Origin of the sequence: Pseudooceanicola aquaeponti (genome assembly GCF_050897975.1) — a bacterium.
GTDB lineage: Bacteria > Pseudomonadota > Alphaproteobacteria > Rhodobacterales > Rhodobacteraceae > Pseudooceanicola.
Map to the genome: position 1 here is coordinate 524104 of NZ_JBPAXY010000001.1, position 15269 is coordinate 539372.

Annotated in this window: 16 protein-coding genes; 5 read left to right on the top strand and 11 right to left on the bottom strand. The window is 66.6% G+C overall.

The genetic code is table 11. The features are described 5' to 3' along the window. Positions 1-12: 12 nt before the first annotated feature. The 7 genes from ACRARE_RS02530 to ACRARE_RS02560 all read right to left on the bottom strand — a co-directional run bounded on the left by ACRARE_RS02530 (position 13) and on the right by ACRARE_RS02560 (position 6359). Entirely contained in the window at positions 13-747 is a 735-nt protein-coding gene (locus tag ACRARE_RS02530) for an ABC transporter ATP-binding protein (protein ID WP_432654837.1), read from the bottom strand. After that, entirely contained in the window at positions 740-1516 is a 777-nt protein-coding gene (locus ACRARE_RS02535; protein ID WP_432654838.1) for an ABC transporter ATP-binding protein, read from the bottom strand. The genes ACRARE_RS02530 and ACRARE_RS02535 overlap by 8 nt, the downstream gene beginning before the upstream one ends. Then, positions 1516-2505, bottom strand: coding sequence for a branched-chain amino acid ABC transporter permease (locus ACRARE_RS02540; RefSeq protein WP_432654839.1), 990 nt, complete (start codon positions 2503-2505; stop codon positions 1516-1518). Before ACRARE_RS02540 ends, ACRARE_RS02535 begins: the two co-directional genes overlap by 1 nt. Next, positions 2498-3388, bottom strand: a complete 891-nt coding sequence (locus ACRARE_RS02545) for a branched-chain amino acid ABC transporter permease (RefSeq protein WP_432654840.1) — start codon at positions 3386-3388, stop codon at positions 2498-2500. Before ACRARE_RS02545 ends, ACRARE_RS02540 begins: the two co-directional genes overlap by 8 nt. After that, complete coding sequence (locus ACRARE_RS02550) at positions 3385-4314, bottom strand: NAD(P)-dependent oxidoreductase (protein WP_432654841.1); 930 nt, start codon at positions 4312-4314, stop codon at positions 3385-3387. The genes ACRARE_RS02545 and ACRARE_RS02550 overlap by 4 nt, the downstream gene beginning before the upstream one ends. Positions 4315-4318: 4 nt before the next feature. Continuing rightward, entirely contained in the window at positions 4319-5068 is a 750-nt protein-coding gene (locus tag ACRARE_RS02555; protein ID WP_432654842.1) for an SDR family NAD(P)-dependent oxidoreductase, read from the bottom strand. 79 nt (positions 5069-5147) lie between these two features. Continuing rightward, positions 5148-6359, bottom strand: a complete 1212-nt coding sequence (locus ACRARE_RS02560; protein WP_432654843.1) for an ABC transporter substrate-binding protein — start codon at positions 6357-6359, stop codon at positions 5148-5150. Positions 6360-6626: 267 nt separating this feature from the next. Between ACRARE_RS02560 and ACRARE_RS02565 the strand changes: the two genes are divergently transcribed. Further along, positions 6627-7856, top strand: a complete 1230-nt coding sequence (locus tag ACRARE_RS02565) for a CaiB/BaiF CoA transferase family protein (RefSeq protein ID WP_432654844.1) — start codon at positions 6627-6629, stop codon at positions 7854-7856. A 12-nt stretch (positions 7857-7868) separates the two neighbouring features. Here ACRARE_RS02565 and ACRARE_RS02570 read toward each other — a convergent pair whose 3' ends face one another. The 3 genes from ACRARE_RS02570 to ACRARE_RS02580 form a co-directional block, all read right to left on the bottom strand. Continuing rightward, complete coding sequence (locus ACRARE_RS02570; RefSeq protein WP_432654845.1) at positions 7869-8780, bottom strand: AraC family transcriptional regulator; 912 nt, start codon at positions 8778-8780, stop codon at positions 7869-7871. A 57-nt stretch (positions 8781-8837) separates the two neighbouring features. Further along, positions 8838-9794: an alpha/beta hydrolase gene (locus tag ACRARE_RS02575; RefSeq protein WP_432654846.1), complete on the bottom strand. Its 957-nt coding sequence runs from the start codon at positions 9792-9794 to the stop codon at positions 8838-8840. Between the two features lie 221 nt (positions 9795-10015). Further along, positions 10016-10477 (bottom strand): Lrp/AsnC family transcriptional regulator, encoded by a 462-nt coding sequence (locus tag ACRARE_RS02580; RefSeq protein WP_432654847.1) that lies wholly within the window; start codon positions 10475-10477, stop codon positions 10016-10018. 121 nt (positions 10478-10598) lie between these two features. Here ACRARE_RS02580 and rocF point away from each other — a divergent pair, with 121 nt between their 5' ends. Both rocF and ocd read left to right on the top strand, forming a co-directional pair. Further along, the gene (gene rocF / locus ACRARE_RS02585; protein WP_432654848.1) at positions 10599-11528 is read left to right on the top strand and encodes an arginase; all 930 of its coding nucleotides are present in this window, start codon (positions 10599-10601) and stop codon (positions 11526-11528) included. Beyond that, positions 11528-12577, top strand: coding sequence for an ornithine cyclodeaminase (gene ocd / locus ACRARE_RS02590; RefSeq protein WP_432654849.1), 1050 nt, complete (start codon positions 11528-11530; stop codon positions 12575-12577). The genes rocF and ocd overlap by 1 nt, the downstream gene beginning before the upstream one ends. A 45-nt stretch (positions 12578-12622) precedes the next feature. Here the strand turns inward: ocd and ACRARE_RS02595 are convergent, their stop codons facing one another. Next, complete coding sequence (locus ACRARE_RS02595) at positions 12623-13618, bottom strand: LysR family transcriptional regulator (protein ID WP_432654850.1); 996 nt, start codon at positions 13616-13618, stop codon at positions 12623-12625. Between the two features lie 138 nt (positions 13619-13756). Between ACRARE_RS02595 and ACRARE_RS02600 the strand changes: the two genes are divergently transcribed. Further along, on the top strand, positions 13757-14533 hold the full coding sequence (locus tag ACRARE_RS02600; RefSeq protein ID WP_432654851.1) for a transporter substrate-binding domain-containing protein: 777 nt from the start codon (positions 13757-13759) through the stop codon (positions 14531-14533). A gap of 72 nt (positions 14534-14605) precedes the next feature. Next, on the top strand, positions 14606-15253 hold the full coding sequence (locus ACRARE_RS02605) for an amino acid ABC transporter permease (protein ID WP_432654852.1): 648 nt from the start codon (positions 14606-14608) through the stop codon (positions 15251-15253). Positions 15254-15269 lie beyond the last annotated feature (16 nt).

Here is a 15269-nt window from a genome sequence, read left to right on the forward strand (position 1 = left end):
GTCGCCCCCTTCTTATGCCGCCGAGGCCGCGCCGAGGTAGGCGTCGATCGCCTCCTGGCGGGCCGCGCTGTCCTGCAAGTCGGCCGCGCTGCGATGCCCGACGATGGCCCCGCCCCGCAGGAAGTGCAGTTCGTCACAGATCCGCATGGTCATCGCCAGGTTCTGTTCCACCAGCATGATGGCCAGGTTCGTCTCGGCCCGGATCGCGCCCAGGCGATCGAAGACCCGACGCACCAGCATCGGCGCCAGACCCAGCGAGGGCTCGTCCAGCAGCAACAGGCGCGGCCCGGCCATCAGACCCCGCCCGATGGCCAGCATCTGCTGCTCGCCCCCCGACAGCCGCCAGGCCGAGCGGTCGGCCTTGTCGGCGATCTCGGGGAACAGCTCCAGCACCATGTCGGTGCGCCTTTTGCGCTCGCGCCCGGGCACATGATAGCCGCCCAGGGTCAGGTTCTCGCGCACCGTCATGTCACCGACGATCTCGCGCCCCTCGGGCACGTAGACCACCCCGCGCCGCACCCGGTCGCGGGCCGGCAGGGCGCTGATGTCCTGACCGTCGAAGTGGACCCGCCCCCGCCCCGGGATCAGCCCCGCGACGGCCTTCATGATCGAGGTCTTGCCCGCCCCGTTGGCCCCCAGCAGGGCCGTGACCTGGCCGGGGCCGACGGTGAAGGACACGTTTTCAACCGCCTGGGCCTTGGCGCCGTAGAAGACAGACAGGCCGGATACGTTCAGAAGATCAGTCATCGTCGCTTCCCAGGTAGATCCGCACCACGTCGTCATCCGCGCGCACCTCTTCGGGGCTGCCGCAGGCGACGAAGGCGCCGAAGTTGAGGACGTAGATCCGGTCGCAGATGGACATGACAAGATCCATGTCATGCTCGACCACCACCATCACCAGATCGGGCGAGGCCAGCTTGCGCAGGCTGCCCATCAGGTCGCGGGTCTCGGAATTGTTCAGCCCCGCCGCCGGTTCGTCCAGCAACAGCACTGCGGGCTTGCCGACAATGGCGCGGGCGATCTCGACCAGGCGCAACATGCCCGGCGGCAGTTCCGAGGGCAGCTTGTCCGCCGCCCCCGCCAGGCCCAGATCCGCCAGGGCGGCCTCGGCGGCGGCGCGCATCTGCGCCATCTCCTCGCGCCCGCGCCGGGTGGGCAGGAAGGCATGGATCCAGCCCGCGTGATGGTTGCGCGCCACGCCGATCATGACGTTTTCCAGCACCGTCAGATCCGGGCTTAGCGCCACATGCTGAAAGCTGCGCACGATCCCCTTGTCGGCCCGCGCCGCGGGCGACAGCCCGTCCAGGCTGTGGCCCGCATAGGTGATCTTGCCGCTCTGGGGCCGATAGGCCCCGGTCAGCGTGTTGAACAGGCTTGTCTTGCCGGCGCCATTGGGGCCGATCAGCCCGGTGATCTCTCCGGCGCGGAATTCCACGTCCAGATCCTTGAGCACCTTGATCCCGCCGAAGGACAGGGCGATGCCCTCGCCCTTCAGCGCAGGGGTTTGCGTGTCCATCAGGCACCGCCTTTCCGGGTTGCGACAATCTCTTTCAGGCGCGGCAGGTAGTGGCCCAGCAGGATCATCCCCAACAGGGCCAGGCCGTAGAAGACCGGGATCCAGGCGCCCGAGGCCGACAGGAACTGCGGCACCAGGGTCAGGAAGGCGCCCCCGATAAGGGCGCGCGGCAGGGACAGCCCGTAGAAGCTGACCACCGAGCCCACCAGGAGGAAGATCGACGACCACAGCGTGAAGCCAGAGGGCGACACGGTCGAGCCCGCAAAGCCCAGCATCGCCCCGCAAAGCGCCGCCACCCCGCCCGAGATCCCCATGACGGCGATCCGTGCCCAGTCGCGGCGCGTGCCGAAGGCATCGGCGGCGGCCGGATGGGCCTTGGCCAGCAGCAGCTTCAGCCCCTGCCGAGAGCCGCGCAGCCGCGACACCGCATAGACCGCCGCCACCAGCACGATCAGCGCCGCGTAGTAGCGTTGCAGGGACATGGCCACGCCCGGGATCACCGGCTGCGACACATAAAGCCCCTCATAGCCGCCGGTCAGCCCGTCGGCATTGTTGATCAGCTCCGGCACGGCCAGGGCCAGCGCCATGGTCGAGACCGCCAGGTAGATCCCCGACAGCTTGCGCGAGGGCCAGGCGAACAGAACGCCCGAGATCACCCCGAGCGCCAGCGCCACCGGCAGGCTGACCAGCAACGACAGCCCATAGCGCGTGTCCAGCACCGCCACCGCATAGGCGCCGACGGCGGCAAAGAAGCTGTGCCCGATCGAGACCTCGCCGCCGTAGCGGACCAGGATCGAGACCGACAGCACGCCGATGGAATTTGCAAAGCAGATGCCGAGGGCGAAGATCCAGGACCCGCCCAGCAGCAGCGGCAGCAGGGTCAGCCCGCCCAGCAGGGCGAGGGTCAGCGCCTGGCCGGGGTGGATCGCCAGGCCGCCGGGCCGGGCCGCCCCGGCCCCAGAGCTAAGCGACAGGTTTTGGTCAGACACGGCTGCCTCCAACTCTGGCCAGGATGCCATTGGGGAAGATGTTCAGCGCCAGAAGGATCACCGCCAGCAGGAAGGTGCTGGAGTATTCGGGCGAGACGTAGAAGGTGAAGAGGTTCATCAGCACCCCGATCAGGATCCCGCCCAGCAGGGCGCCTGGCAGGCTGGCGAAGCCACCGACCACGGCGGCGGCGAAGGCCTGCAACATGAAGGCGGCCACGGTGGTCACGCTGAGGAAGGTGGTGGGCACGATCAGCAGCGCCCCGATCACCCCCAGCACCGCCGCCACGATCCAGGAGAACAGATGCACGTTGCGCAGGTTCAGCCCGCAGACCTCAGCCGCGAAGGGGTTCTCGGAGATGGCCCGAAAGGCGATGCCCAGCTTGGTGTAGTCGATGACGAAGAACAGCGCGCCGATGGTCAGGATGGCCACGGCCAGCACCGTCAGGTCGTAGCCGGTGACGAAAAGCCCCAGCACCGACATGGAAAAGCGCGGCACCGGCAGATCCAGGCTGACGATATCGGCGCCGAAGATCAGCAGCGTCGCCCCCTGGGCGATCAGCCCCACGCCCAGGGTGGCGATGGTGGCGGTCAGGTCCGATTCAAAGACCAGCGGCGCGATCACCGCATAGGTCAGGAAGGCGATGGCGATCACCGCCAGCACCGCCAGCAGCACCGCCGTGCCCCAGGACAGTTCCAGCAGCACGCCGCTGGAAAAGCCGTAGATCAGGAAGGCGGCAAAGCCCGCCACATTGCCATGAGAGAAGTTCACCACCCGGCTGGACTTGAAGATCATCACCAGCCCCAGCGCGCCCAGCGCGTAAAGGCATCCGGTGATCATCCCCGACCAGGCCAGCGGAAAGAGATCGCGCAGCAGGTCGATCATGCCGCTTCCCCCTTGCCCTCTTCACCGGCCCGCGGCCCTGGGGTCTCCATGACCCCCTTCTCGACCAGCTCGATCACCCCGGGGAAATAGCGCCCCGACAACCCGTGATGCAGGGCGGTCTCGTAGTAGCTGCGCGCGGTGCCGGCGGCGGGAAGCGAGACACCGGACTGTTCGGCCAGCTCGAAGACATAGGAAATGTCCTTCAGCACGTATTCCGGCGAAAACGCCTTGTCGGGGAAGGCGCGGGGCAGCATGGCCTTCATGCCGTGGTTGCGCAGCACGAAGCTGTCGCCCGAGCCCTTGGAGACCGCATCCAGCAGCACCTCGGGCGCGACGCCTGACTTTTCGCCCAGCACCATCATCTCGGCCAGCGCCACGGTATTGGCGAAGACCAGCATGTTGTTCACCAGCTTCAGCACCTGGCCCGCACCCACATCGCCGCCATGGGTAATGTCGGTGGCGATGTATTTCAGCAGCGGATGGATCCGCTCGAACAGCGCTTCCGACGCGCCCACCATGATGGCCAGCTTGCCTTCCTGCGCCGCCTGCCGCGTGCGGGCCACCGGCGCATCGGCAAAGGCGATCCCCAGCGGGGCCAGCTCGGCGGCGACGGCACGGGCGGTCTCGACCGGGGTGGTCGACAGATCGACGATGGCCGAGCAGCGCCCCCTGGCGGCGGCAATGGCCGCGCTGACCGCCTGCACCTGCGGGCCGCCGGGCAGCGACAGGAAGATGACGTCGGCCTGTTCGGCCAGGGCCTCGACCGAGGGCACGCGCCGGGCGCCGGCCTCGGCCACGGCGGTCAGGGCCGCATCTGACAGGTCGAAGGCCAACACCTCGGCGTCGTGTTTCAGGGCCATGTTGCGGCACATGGGCCCGCCCATCACGCCCAGGCCGATGAATCCGATTGTGTCTGTCTTGGTCATGATCTCAATCCATCAACATGCCACCGTTCACATCCAGAACGGTGCCGGTGATCCAGTTGGAAGCGGGCGAACACAGGAAAAGGATCGCCTGGGCGATATCCTCGGGCTGGCCGTAGCGGCCCAGCGGCACGCTTCCGTGGGCCGAGGGGGCGGCGCGTTGGGTCACGGTGTCCCACATCGGGGTCTCGACCGGGCCGGGCGCGATGACGCTGGCATAGACGCCCTTGGCGGCGCCTGCCTTGGCAACCCATTTCATCAGCCCGTGCACCGCCGATTTCGCCGCGACATAGGACGGGCCAGAGGCCACGCCGCCGATTTTCGACGCGATCGAGCCCAGCGCCACCATCTTGCCCATCCCCTGCTCTGCCATGACCGGGAAGATGGCGCGGACCGGGTTCACCACGCCCATCAGGTTGACGTCGAGGATCGAGCGCCACTCGTCATCCGTCGACTCCCACAGGGGCTTGTGGGAAATGGTGCCCGCGCAGAGCACCAGCGCGTCGATGCGGCCATGCTCTGCCAGCACCTCGGCGACCAGGGCATCGGTCGCGCTTTGCGAGGTGACGTCATAGGGCCGGTAGCTGACCTTGTCGGTGCCGTAGTCGGCGGTCTCGGTGATGTCGGTGGCGATCACGGTTGCGCCCGCCTCGGCCAGGGCCAGGACCGTGGCCCGGCCGATGCCGCCTGCCGCGCCGGTCACTATGGCGATCTGTCCGTCCATGCGCGCAGGCGCGCTGACTGGTGTCAGGGTCATCCCTGTCTCCCGGTAACTGTTCGATTGCGTGAAGGCGCGCCCGGCCCCAGACCGGGCGCCCCTGATGGGCCAAGCAGGATCACTCGGTCTGCATGTCCTCGAAGACCACCTCCGGGTAGGCCCGGAAGGGCTGCACCAGCTCGAAGCCGTCGGCGGTGGCCTGGATGATGCCTTCCTGGCGGGTGCCGCGATGGTCGCCCTCACGGAAGGACACGCCCCGGGCGCCGCCCACATCCGCCCCGTCCAGCGTCTCGAGCGCCGCCACCAGGTTCTCGCGGGTCAGCTCGTTGCCCGACGCCAGCAGCGCCTCGAACCCCTTGTGGAAGATCGCCGCATTGCTCCAGCCGTTGAGGCCGAAGACACCCACGGGATCGTCGGGATAATAGGCCTCGATCGACTGGCGATAGGCCGCCACTTCGGGGGCATCGCTGGACACCGGCAGCAGCCAGGAGGCGAAATAGACGCCATCCAGCAGATCCCCGGCCAGCTTGCGGGTCGAGGGGTCGGCGGTGAAGAAGGGCGCGAACCATTCCACGTCCAGCCCCTGAAGATCCGCCGCCTTCAGCGCCGCCGCCAGGTTGGCGTTCGAACCGAACAGGATCACCGCCTCGGCGCCGGAATTGGCCACCTTGCGGATATGCGGGCTGAAGCTGGTGGTCTTCACGTCGAAGGGCACCGATTCCGCGGGCTCCATCCCCAGGTCCGCCATATAGGCGTCAAAGCCCCGCTTGGCGGATTTGCCCAGCTCGTCGTTCTCCCACAGCAGGGCGACCTTGCTCAGCCCCAGCTGGTTGACCGCATAGTCCAGGTTGGACGCCGCCGACCATCCGTAGTCGGGCAGCAGCGGGAACACCGTGGGTTCGACGAAAAAGGCGCTGGCCCCGCCGATCGGGCCGACCACCGGCAGGCCAACCTCGCGGGCATAGGGCAGCACGGCCACGTTGGTGGCCGTCCCGATGGGCGCGGCAAGGGCAAAGATGCCGTCGTCCTCGACCATCTGCCGGGTCACCGCGACAGAGCGCGCCGGGTCATAGCCGTCGTCCTTGGTGACATAGTTGACGGTCCAGCCGTCGATGCCGCCGTTCTCGTTCAGATTGCGATAGTAGGCCTCGGCGGCGTGCGTCAGGATCGCGTAGAACGGCACCGGCCCCGTCACCGGGGTAAAGGCCCCGATGGTGACAACCTTGTTTTCCGCGTCGATTCCCACGTCTGCCGCCATCGCCGGTGTCACCAGGACGCCGGTGGCCACGAGCGCCGCTGCACGCAGCGGCCCCTTGAGTTGCTGAAACATTTTCTCCTCCCAAAGGGGTGTTATCCCCGGCTTGACGATAGGTCTGCGTCGCCGCGCACGTCAATATAAAATGCATTTATTCTGAGGGCAGCCCCGCAAACCCCTTTCTTTCATGGCAATAAAGGCCAATCTCAACGGAATTTTCTGCCCCGCGGCACCCTCTATAATGTCTATAATGCATTTTTTAGTTGTCAGCCTCCGAGTCATCTGACACCCATGTGGCCCATGCGGCCCGGCACCTGTCCGGGCGGAACAAGGGAGAAGGCCATGAACAGCGGCGTGCTGGCAGGAAAGACCATCGTCGAACTGGGGAGCATGATCGCCGCCCCCTTCGCCACCCACATTCTGCAACAGCTGGGGGCCGAGGTGATCAAGATCGAGCCCCCGGGCGGCGAGACCACGCGCAAGCTGGTGCGCGGCGGGCCCAGCGGCAGCTACCTGGCCTTCAACCGCGGCAAGAAAAGCCTGTGCCTGGACCTGCAATCGGAGGCCGGCAAAGAGATCTTCGCCCGGCTGATCGCCAGGGCCGACATCGTGGTGCACAACCTGTCGCCCTCTGCCGCGCGCAAGCTGGGCGCGACCTTTGCCGATTGCGACGCGCTGAACCCCGACATCATCCATTGCCACATCAAGGGCTACGGCGCCGGGCCCCTGGCCGAAGAGGTCGCCTCGAACCCGATCGCCGAGGCGGCGACCGGGGTGATGTTCTCGAACCGGCAGGACGGGCGCCCCACCCGGCTGGGCCCCTCCTATCACGATCAGTTCGCGGGCTGTTACGCCGCCATCGCCGTGCTGACGGCGCTGCTGGCGGGCGACCGTGCCAAGCGCGAGATCACCCTGGGCCTTTACGAGACGGGGCTGCATATCGCGGCGCGGGATCTGCTGGGCGTGCAGCTCAAGACGCAGATCCTGGGCCGGGCCGAAACCGAACCCTCGGCCGAATTCAGCATTCCCGGCTATGGCGCCTATGAGACCCGCGACGGGCGGTGGATCTATCTGGTGATGCTGAACGACGCCCATTGGAGCAAGTTCTGCACGGCCACCGGCCTGCCCGCTGATCCTGCCCTGGCCGGGCTGCGCGACCGCCGCCGCGCCCGCCCCCAGGTCGAGGCGCTGGTGCGCGAGGCCGTGGCGGGGTTCAGCTATGACGCCCTGGCCGAGAGGCTGGGCGCCCAGGGTGTGGGCTTTACCGAGATCCTGTCGACCGACCGGGTGATGGAGGCGCCCCAGGCCCAGGCCCCGGGCAAGGCCAGCACCTTCGGCTTCGAGGCGTTGTCGTTCCTGGGCCCGGACCTGCCCCTGCCGGGGCTGGTGCGCGACGAGGGGTTGGACGGCGCCCCGCCCCTGCTGGGCGAAGACACCGAGGCGCTGCTGGCCGATCTGGGCTATGGGCCAGAGAGGATCGCCGCGCTGCTGCAAGAGGGCGCCGCCCTGCGCGCCGATCCGGGCCAGGAACTTTGGGCGCGCCCGCGTGTCAAGGAGGCCACCCCGGGCTAGGCCGCCGGGCGGTCAGGACACCTCCAGCCGCAAGCGCTCGATGTCGCGCTTCGGCGGGTTACCGAAAAGCCGCGCATATTCACGACTGAACTGCGACGGGCTTTCATAGCCGACGCGGAAAGAGGCGGTGGCCGCATCCAGGTGGTCGTTCAGCATCATCTGCCGCGCCTCGTTGAGGCGCAGCCATTTCTGGTACTTCAGCGGGCTCATGGTGGTCAGGTCGCGGAAATGCTGGTGGAAGGTCGAGGCGCTCATCTGTGCGCGCTCGGCCAGTTCCTCGACGCGCAGCGGCTCGGCATAGTTCAGCTTCATCCAGTTCAGCAGGGCCAGGATGCGCTGATTCGGATTGCCCGCCGCCACGAAGGACCACAGGCGGGGCCCCTGATCGCTGAGCAGCAGCCGATAGTGGATCTCTTGCAGGATCAGCGGCGCCAGTACGGGAATCGCCGCCGGTTCCTCCAGCAGGGCAACCAGCCGTTCCAGCGGCGAGATCAGCGCGGGCGTCACCTGGCCCACGGCGACGCTGCGGCGCTCGGTGCGCTGGCGCGGCGGGGCCAGGTCGCGCGCCACCATCTCGGCCAGCATTCGCTGGTCCAGTTTCATCACCAGGCCCAGACAAGGCACCTCTGGCGTCGCCTCGATGATCTGCGTCTGGCCGGGGATTTCCAGCGAGGTGATCAGGAACCCCGCCGGATCGTAGCGATGCGGTGCGCCGCCGACGAACATCTGTTTCGCCCCCTGCGCCACGACCAGAAGGGCCGGTTCGACCAGGCAGATGTCAGGCTCTGTCGGGCGGGTGCGCCGAAAGAAGCTCAGCCCGTCGATCGGGGTCGTGACATCCTCGGCCGTGCCGCACCAGGCCTGGATCCCCGCCGCAAGGGCCTTGTGCGCTGTCGGTGCGGGAGGGATCTGGGGGTCGGGCATGGGCGGTCTGGGTCCAATGGGTCGGCAGGGCCACCCGAAAGCGGCCCCACCCGTCTATCACAGGTTCTCGGTAAAGAAGCTGGTGAACTTGTCGAAGGGGATCTTGCCCAGCTGATCGTAAAGGTCGGTATGGGTCGCGCCCTCGACGATATACAGCTCCTTCGGCTCGGCCGCGTTCTCAAAGGCGGTTTCGCTGAAGTAGCGCGAATGCGCCTCGGACCCGTGCACCAGCAGGACGGGCCGCGGGGCGATCTCGTCGATGTAGGTCAAGAGCGGCATGTTCATGAAGGACAGCGGCGTGGTGTTGGTCCAGGAGGCGTTCGAGTTGACCGAACGGGCGTGGAAGCCGCGGTTTTCATCGGTGTAGTAGGCCGCGTACTGCTTGACGAAAAGCGGGGCGTCTTCCGGCAGGTTCTGCAGCGCGGTCGGGCTGTAGGAGGGGGTGCCCGCTTCGGCATCGGCCCAGCGCTGTGCGTTCAGACCCTTGCGGGCCTCGATGCGCTGCTCTTTCGAGGTGCTGTCGAAGTAGCCCTGCGACATCATCCGGCTGATGTCGTACATCGTGGTCGCTGCCACGGCCTTGATCCGGGTGTCGGCAGCCGCCGCGTTCAGGCCCATGCCGCCGAAACCGCAGATGCCCAGGATGCCGATCCGTTCACGGTCGACATTGTCCAGCAGGCCCAGGAAATCAACCGCGGCGCTGAAATCCTCGGTGTTGATTTCGGGCGAGGCCAGGTTGCGCGGCTCACCACCGGATTCCCCGGTATAGGAGGCGTCGAAGGCCAGGGTGACGAAGCCGCGTTCGGCCAGGGTCTGGGCGTGCAGGCCCGAGGATTGCTCTTTGACCGCGCCAAAGGGGCCGCTGACGGCGATGGCGGCGAAGGGGCCCTCGCCCTTGGGGGTGTAAAGATCGCCCGCCAGCGGAATGCCGTAGCGGTTGGTGAAGGTGACCTTGCGGTGATCGACCTTGTCGCTTTTGGCGAAGGTCTTGTCCCACTCCTGCGTCAGTTCCATCTGCTTTCCTTTCGAATTGTCTTGCCGACACACCGGCCGGCGTTGACGACCAGATAGTCCGGCAAGGAGCGGAGCAGATAGAACATTCCGGCGCAATCCTTGCCTGATCCTCCGACAGACAGAGATTTCCGCGTCTCGGCAGGTCAAGACAGCCCGGCGCGCACGCGAAATCGCCCCATGCCCGGCGGGTGCCGCCCGCGACCGGCAGGGCCTGCGGCGCCCTATCGGGCGGCGTGGGCCAACAGCAGGCTGCTTTGCGAGTTCACCACGCCGGGCACCTCGCGGATCTCGCGCAGGATCTGGTCAAAGCTGACCAGGCTGTCGGTGCGGATGTCCACCACCAGATCCCAGGCACCGCTGGTCGACCAGACCGTGGTCACCCCCGCAATCCGCGACAGGGTGTGAATGACCTGCCGCGACATGCGCCCCTGAAGTTCGATCATCGTGATGGCGCGCACCTCGCCCTCGACATCGACGTCGGTTTCAATGGTGAAGCGACGAATGCGCCCGCTGCGGCGCAGGGCGTCCAGCCGTGTCTTTACCGTGGTGCGCGACAGGCCGGTGACCTGCGCCAGTTCGGTGACCGACATCCGGGCATCGTCCCGCAGCGCCGCGATCAGGGCGCTGTCGCGGGGCGAAAGGCTTTGGCTGCTCGAAGGCCTTGGCGGATCGGTATCGTCCATATTGACCATACTGCTGCGCAAATTGACCAAAATCAATTTCCAATTGTCCATCTTCTCAGTCAAAAACGCCGTTTTCCTGCCGCATCTTCGGGGCACCCCACCCCAACACAAAGACAAGCCGATGACGAAAACCTGTGCCCTTCTCGGCGCCCCGATCGAAACCGGCGCCTCGCAGCGCGGTTGCCTCATGGGCCCGGCCAGCCTTCGGACGGCGGGCCTGGGCGAAGAGATCGCGCGCCTTGGCTGGCAGGTCACGGATATGGGCGATGTGGCGATCCCGGCCCAGACCCCGCTGGCCCATGCCAACCCCGCGCTGCACCATCTGGCGGAAACCCGCGCCTGGATCGCCGAACTGACCCGCGCCGCCTATGAGGCCGGGCGCCAGGCCGACGTGCCGGTCTTCCTCGGCGGCGACCATTCCATGGCCGCGGCGACCCTTCCAGCGATGGCCCAACGGGCCGCCGAGGCGGGCCGCCCGCTTTTCGTTCTGTGGCTGGATGCGCACCCGGATCTGCACACGCTGGAGACGACGACCAGCGGCCACCTGCACGGCACCCCCATGGCCTATGCCCTGGGCCTGCCCGGCTGCGACGCCTATCCGCCCTGTGCCCACCCCCTGCGCCCCGAGAACATCTGCATGATGGGCATCCGCTCGGTGGATGAGGCCGAACAGGCGGTCATCGCCCGGCTGGGGATCGAGGTGCAGGACATGCGCGCCCTGGACGAGACCGGCGTGCTGGCCCCGCTGCGTACCTTCCTGTCGCGTCTGGCCCAGGCGGACGGGATGCTGCACGTCTCTTTCGACGTGGATTTCCTTGACCCCGCCATCGCGCCCGCGGTCGGCACTACCGTCCCCGGCGGCGCCACCTTCCGCGAGGCGCATCTGATCATGGAAACCCTCTGCGACAGCGGCCTTGTGACCTCGCTCGACCTGGTCGAGCTGAACCCCTTCCTCGACGAACGCGGCCGCAGCGCGAAACTGCTGTGCGACCTGACCGCAAGCCTGTTTGGCCGCCGCGTTCTGGACCGCCCAACCCGGAGTTTTGGATAATGGCAATCGCCCCTTCGCAGCTGGCCTATGTGCCCTTCGTCTCTGTCGAGAACATGATGCGCCTGGTGCATCACGTCGGCATCGAACCCTTCCTGACCGAACTGGCAGGCTATATCGAGGAAGACTTCAAGCGCTGGCCCGAGTTCGACAAGACCCCGCGCGTGGCGGCCCATGTCCCCGACGGGGTGATCGAGCTGATGCCGACCGCCGACAACGCCCTTTACGGGTTCAAATATGTCAACGGCCACCCGAAGAACACCCGCACGGGCCACCAGACGGTGACCGCCTTCGGCGTCCTGTCCGAGGTCGAGACGGGCTATCCCGTCCTGCTCAGCGAGATGACGGTGCTGACCGCGCTGCGCACCGCCGCCACCTCGGCGCTGGTCGGGCGCTATCTGGCGCCCAAGGGGGCAGAGGTCATGGCGATGATCGGCAATGGCGCCCAGTGCGAGTTCCAGGCCATGGCCTTTCGCGCCCTCTGCGGCATCGGGCGCCTGCGCCTTTACGACATCGACCCCGCCGCCACCGAAAAGGCCGCGCGCAACCTGACGGCGCAGGGGTTCGACGTGGTGGCCTGTACCAGCGGCGAAGAGGCGGTGACCGGGGCGCAGATCCTCACCACCTGCACCGCCGACAAGCAATATGCGACGATCCTGACCGACAACATGGTGGGAAGCGGCCAGCACATCAACGCCATCGGCGGCGACTGCCCCGGCAAGACCGAGCTGCACCGCGACATCCTGCTGCGGTCCGACATCTTTGTCGAATATCCCGAACAGACGCGCATCGAGGGCGAGATCCAGGCGCTGCCCCCCGATCACCCGGTGACCGAGCTGTGGCAGGTGATGCGCGGCGAGGCCCCGGGCCGCCGCGATGACCGTCAGCTGACCCTCTTCGACAGCGTCGGTTTCGCCACCGAGGATTTCTCGGCCCTGCGCTATGTCCGCGACAAGATCAGGGGCACCGAATTTGCCGTCGATCTGGACATGCTGGCCGACCCGGACGATCCGCGCGATCTGTTCGGGATGCTGGCGCGCTCGGCCCAATAGCAAGCCCCTGGGACCTTGGGCGGGCGCCCGTTGCGCCCCGGGGCCTCAGCCGCGCGCCGCCGGGGGCTGCGACGGGCCCGCCCGGCCTGCATAGGTCCGGTCCTCGATGCTGATCTGGGCCAGCTCGGCCCGGCAGGCGGTCAGAAAGGCGGCCTCGGCGCTGGACTGCTGCCGTGCGGGGTTGGTCACCAGGTGGATCGACACCAGCGGCAGGGCGTCATAGGGCGGCAGCTGGCGGATATTGCCGGCGATCTCGTCCCGTTCGGCGACGTGCAAAGGCAAGGCCCCGACCCCCAGATTGGCCATGATCATGCGGCGGATCTCGGTCAGGTTCGACGACACCCCGCGCCAGCTGTTGGCCAGACCCGCCCGCGCCCGCAGCCGCGAGACGGCCTCTAGCGGGCCGCCCTCGGCCTCGGTGTGGAAGGCGACGAAGGGTTCGCCCTTGATGTCGTCGGGCTCGATCGTCTCGGCGTGGAACAGGGGATGGCGGGCGCCGCAGTAGAGACCGAAGTATTCCCGGTACAGCAGGGTGGTCTGAAGGCTTTCGGGCTGCTTCGTCAGCAGGCAGATGCCCAGGCTGGCGCGGTTTTGGGAAATCGTCGTCACCACGTCCTGGCTTTCCTCGACGCTGAAGGAAAAGGTGGTGTGCGGATGCGCCTGCGAAAAGCGGCTGAGGATGTCGTCGAAATGCACCGACATCACCGAACTGGTCGTGGCGATCGAGATATGCCCCCGCAGGTCGGTTTCCTCGGCGGCCATCAACGAGGGCAGCTGCGCGATCGTGCCGAAAATTCGGGCACATTCGCGATAGAGCGCCTGGCCCGCGCGGGTGACGCCGAACTCATTCGGCTTGCGGATGATCAGCTGCTGACCCGCCGAGGTTTCAAGCCGCTTCAGGGCGGCCGACACCGTGGGCTGCTTCAGCCCCAGTTGGTCTGCGGCCTTTGAAATACCGCGCTGCTCGACGATCACCATGAAGGTGCGCAGCAGGTTCCAGTCCAGATTCCAGGGAAAGCGCTGTTGCTTGGGCAGGAGCATAGATCAGATCTATAATTAAGGTAGGGTATATTTATTTGCGCAATGCAAATGTTACATGCAAGCCTTTTCGCCGAGCGGCACGGTATCGCCAAGAATTTCCCGGACGCGCTCCCAGAAATGACCAACAGGAGACAAGACATGACAATTCGCCGTACTTTTCTAACCTCCACCGTCGCGGCCCTGGGCCTTTCGGTGCTGGGTCTGAACATGGCCGCCGCCGAGGAACTGGACACGCTGAAGGAAAAAGGCGTGATCCGCATCGCCATGTCCGGCGCCTATCCTCCGTTCAACTTCGTCAACGACCAGAACGAGGTCGTGGGCTTCGACCCGGCCATCGGCACCGAGATTGCCAAGCGCATGGGCCTGGAAGCCGAGATCGTCACCACCGCCTGGGACGGCATCATCGGCGGCCTGCTGGCCAACAAGTATGACGCCATCGTCGGCTCGATGACCATCACCGAAGAGCGCGACGAAGTCGTCGATTTCGTCGGCCCCTACTATTCCGACAAGCGGGCCATCTTCACCCAGCCCGGTTCGGGCATCGCCTCGCTGGAGGATCTGGACGGCAAGAAGGTTGGCCTGACCCTGGGCGAGACCCACGAGGACTGGGCCCGCGAGAAGGGTTACGACATCAACACCTACAAGGGCCTGCCCGAGCTTCTGCTGGAGCTGGAGAACGGTCGCGTGGATGCCATCGTGAACGACTCCATCGCCGCGATCCTTGCCATGGGCGAGAAGGGGCAAGAGTTCGAGATGTTCGGCGACCCGACCACCGAACCCTTCGGCGCGGGCATCGCCATTCGCGAAGGCAACCCCGAGCTGGCCGCGGCCATGCAGGCGGCGCTGGATTCGATGATGGAAGACGGCACCTATCTTGCCATCGCCGAGGAATGGATCGGCGCCGACATCCGCTGATCAACGGCGCCCTGTGCCCCCCGGGGCGCAGGGTCCCCTGCCGTCGCACTTACTGCCCGAAGGACGCATCGCATGGACACCGAACTGATGCTCAAGGTCTACCCCTTCTTCCTGGAGGCGGCCTGGGTGACCATATTGCTATCGGTTCTGACGGCGATCCTGGGGCTGATCTGCGGCACCCTGGGCGCGGCGGCGCGCCTGTCGCGCTTTGTCCTTCTGCGGTTTCTGGGCGCGGCCTATGTCAGCCTGTTTCGCGGCACCCCCGCCCTGATCCAGCTGTTCATCCTCTATTTCGGCGGCCCCCAGATCGGCATCCAGCTGGACGCCTTCGAGGCCGGGGTGATCGGCCTGGGCGTCAACGCGGGCGCCTATATGACAGAGACGATCCGCGGCGCGATCATTGCCATCGACAAGGGCCAGCGCGAGGCCGCCCGCACCCTGGGCATGAGCAGCTGGCAGGCCACCTACAAGGTAATCCTGCCCCAGGCCGCGCGGCTGATGGTGCGCCCGCTGGGGGTGAACCTGAACATGCTGATCAAGGCCACGGCGCTGGTGGCGGCCATCTCGGTGGTCGAACTGACCTACACCGCACAGCGCTATATCGGCTCGACCTACAAACCCTTCGAAATGTTCCTGCTCGCGGGGGTTCTCTACATGATCATCATCTTCGTCACCGGACGCGGCGTCGCCTGGCTGGATCGCAAGGTGCGGATCAACTGATCGCGAAAGGCAACGA